The sequence below is a fragment of the Bacillus sp. JJ1127 genome (assembly GCF_036965845.1).
Lineage (GTDB): Bacteria > Bacillota > Bacilli > Bacillales > Bacillaceae_G > Bacillus_A.
The window spans coordinates 3,547-6,516 of record NZ_JBALQK010000244.1 but is presented as its reverse complement, the minus strand read 5'-3'; the positions used below and the strand labels follow the sequence as shown (position 1 = coordinate 6,516).

2 protein-coding genes are annotated in these 2,970 nt (G+C 34.5%); one reads left to right on the top strand and one right to left on the bottom strand.

The genetic code is table 11. The annotated features are described in order from the left end of the window. The first annotated feature begins 159 nt into the window (after positions 1 to 159). Positions 160 to 918: an alpha/beta fold hydrolase gene (locus tag V7183_RS21245; protein WP_097899061.1), complete on the top strand. Its 759-nt coding sequence runs from the start codon at positions 160 to 162 to the stop codon at positions 916 to 918. A 120-nt stretch (positions 919 to 1,038) separates the two neighbouring features. Here V7183_RS21245 and entFM read toward each other — a convergent pair whose 3' ends face one another. After that, positions 1,039 to 2,325 carry an enterotoxin EntFM gene (entFM, locus tag V7183_RS21240; protein ID WP_335360746.1) on the bottom strand — a complete coding sequence of 429 codons (1,287 nt, stop codon included), beginning with the start codon at positions 2,323 to 2,325 and terminating at the stop codon, positions 1,039 to 1,041. Positions 2,326 to 2,970: the final 645 nt, after the last annotated feature.

Genomic DNA, 2,970 nt, shown 5'->3' with positions numbered 1-2,970 from the left:
TCTGATATTATTACCTGGTACTTATATAAATTATTATTCTTTCTTTTAAATAAAAGTGAGTTGTAAAATAATGATTCAAATATATAAGTATTTTTATAACCTACTATAGGAATATCACATCAACCTTATGAATCTTCATCGAGTGAAAGGAGTATCCCTTTGCAAACAAACAAGAATTCCGAAAAGAAAACGATTATATTCATTCATGGATTGGTCGGAAACCGTCGTGCCTTTAAAAAAGAATATAAACGTTTTTCTTCTTCCTACAATATAATAACGTATGATTTACTAGGACATGGTGAAGACAAAGGACAAGCAATAGAATTTTCTTTAGATCAATTAGTACAGCAGTTGTCAGATCTTTATGAAAAAGAAGGAATTAAAGAGGCTCACATTTGCGCTCTAAGCTATGGTTGTTATATTGCTACTATTTTTGCACACACATATCCTGAAAAGGTATTAAGTCTTTGCCATATTGGTGGACATTACAATAATCCATCCCTTTTATATAATGTTTTTCAAAAATTTTGGGATAAAAGAGAAAATGACTATTCTACTTGGCTTTATCAATATGCAAATACAATTTTTCCAAGCGGTATATTGAAAGCAAATCCTTTTGCGGTCATTTCAAAAAATATTTATTATCGCTTTGGGTTACAGTTACACTCATCCATTATTGTTGAATCACTCAAGCACCGTTTAGAATTCGACTTAAAATCTCGTTTAAAAGAGCTAACACATCCTATTTTATGGGTAATGGGAGAACATGATCACCTCTACAAGTCTTGTCTATTTGACTTAAAGTCTATTCTTCCAAACGTTTTATATAAAGAAATCCCATTAGCTGGACATGCGGCAAATTTATTTCGTCCTAACTATTTTCATGATTTGTATTCAAAATTTCTACTGGATGTATAAATGCAATCAAAAAAGTAAACACCCATATTTTACTTACTCTACAAATTTATAAAATAGAAAAAAGCTTTCTAGTTTCCTAGAAAGCTTTTCCTTATAATATTTAAGAATAAAATTCTCTTATTATGCTTTTGTGTAACCTGCTAGATGTTGACTCCAGTAAGAGTTATTTACTGAGCTAATTCTCACACCCGTTTTTTCAGTTTCTGCACTGATGAACTGACCATTCCCTAAATAAATACCCATATGAGTCATACCTGCACCAGAAGTACCTTTAAAGTAGACTAAATCGCCTGGCTGTGGGTTGCTAGTATGCTCCTTGCTGTTCCAGTAACCAGCAACATTTTGGCGTCCACCAGAATGGCCCGCTTTATTTAATACGTAGTAAACGAAGCCACTGCAGTCAAAACCAGATGGTGTTGTACCACCATATACATATGGTGAACCATTTAGCGATTGTGCAATAGACACAATTGATGATCCATTACTAGATGGTGTTGTTGGTTTTTCTGTTTGTGTATTTCCTTGCTCATCGCCAGTAGTTGGACGAGAAGGCGTAGTTACATTTGCTGTACCACCTTTTACAAACTTCACATAGTCAGCACTTACGTAACCAGTTCTGCCATTATGATTAATTTTATACCAGCCATTTTCTACACCAGTAACTTGTAGTGTTTGACCGTTTGTTACGCCGCCAATTACAGCGTTATATGTAGCTGGACCTGTACGTACTTTTAAAGCACCTGTATTAACAACATATGATCCACCAGTTTGAAGTGTAACATTATTGTTAGCAGCTGGCTTCTCTGTTTGGTTAGATACAGCTGTACCACCTTTTGTTACGAAGTCTTTGCTTACGTATCCAGTTTCACCATTGTAGTTAACTTTAAACCAATCTTGTACTTCACCTACAACTTGTACTGTTTGCCCTTTACTTACAGAACCTAAAACAGTATGAGATGTGCTAGGGCCTGTACGTACGTTAAGTGAAGAAACATTTACTGTATAGTTACCTGTTCCTTGTTGAACAGTAGTTCCTTGTTTTCCACCAGTTGTTACGAAGTCTCCACTTACATAACCTGTTTGACCGTTTACATTCACTTTAAACCAGCCGTTTTCTTGACCGATTACTTGTAGAACTTGTCCTTCTTTTACTTTAGAAATAATGTTATGTTCTGTGCCAGCACCTGAACGAACATTCAGTACATCAGCTGTTACTGTGTATTTTAGTTCAGAATTTGTGTCTACTGCTTTTGTTTCAGTTACATTTGTTTCAATTGTTTGGTTTTGAGTTTGTCCATTGATTTCTTTTAGCGCATCAGATGAAACTTGTGCATGAGCAGAATCCATTCCAGGAACTGCTACGCCAGCTACAGAAGCTGCTGCTAAACCTGCTAGTACTTTCTTCATAAGTTGTCTTTACTTCCTTTCCCTACTACCCTCTTTAAAAAAACGAACTTACTAATCTACAATATTACTAAAATTAAATATGTATTAAGTTCCATTTTTTGGCAAGAGTTTTATTTTTCACACGTCGTTTATTATAAACGATCGACGTGAACTTTGTGTGAACTTCATGTGAACTTCTACTTCCAAGACAACGTTTTTATGATAAAACATTCACTATTTTTGATTACAAAATGAAAGTGAAGTCTCTATCCCCCATCTCATTATCCAAAATAAAGTAAAACTTTAACCAATGTTTTTTCTTCATCCCACACGGTTATTAGCCTTTACCAATCGGGGTTTTAAGGGCAGTTGCTCTCTCACCTATCTTCTTTGCTTCCGCTCAGTTTTTTGGTGAGGGTCTTACTACCTGCAAATAGTGGGATGAAAAAATCTACTTGTCCTATTAAATGGCGTCAAGGCTTTCAAATAAAAAGTTCTTTTTATGAGTCACCCTCTTATCATTACAAAAATCTAACTATTTATCAACTATATACTAGTCCCAAAAATCATATTTATCCTACTATTCACTAACAGTAACAATTTGATCTCAAATTAAGTATATAAATCCATTTTCATTTTTCGGCATCTACATCCCTGCTATGCAGA

Excerpts from the sequence above, each read along its gene's own strand:
- entFM (WP_335360746.1), bottom strand. The coding sequence starts at position 2,325 with ATGAAGAAAGTACTAGCAGGTTTAGCAGCAGCTTCTGTAGCTGGCGTA.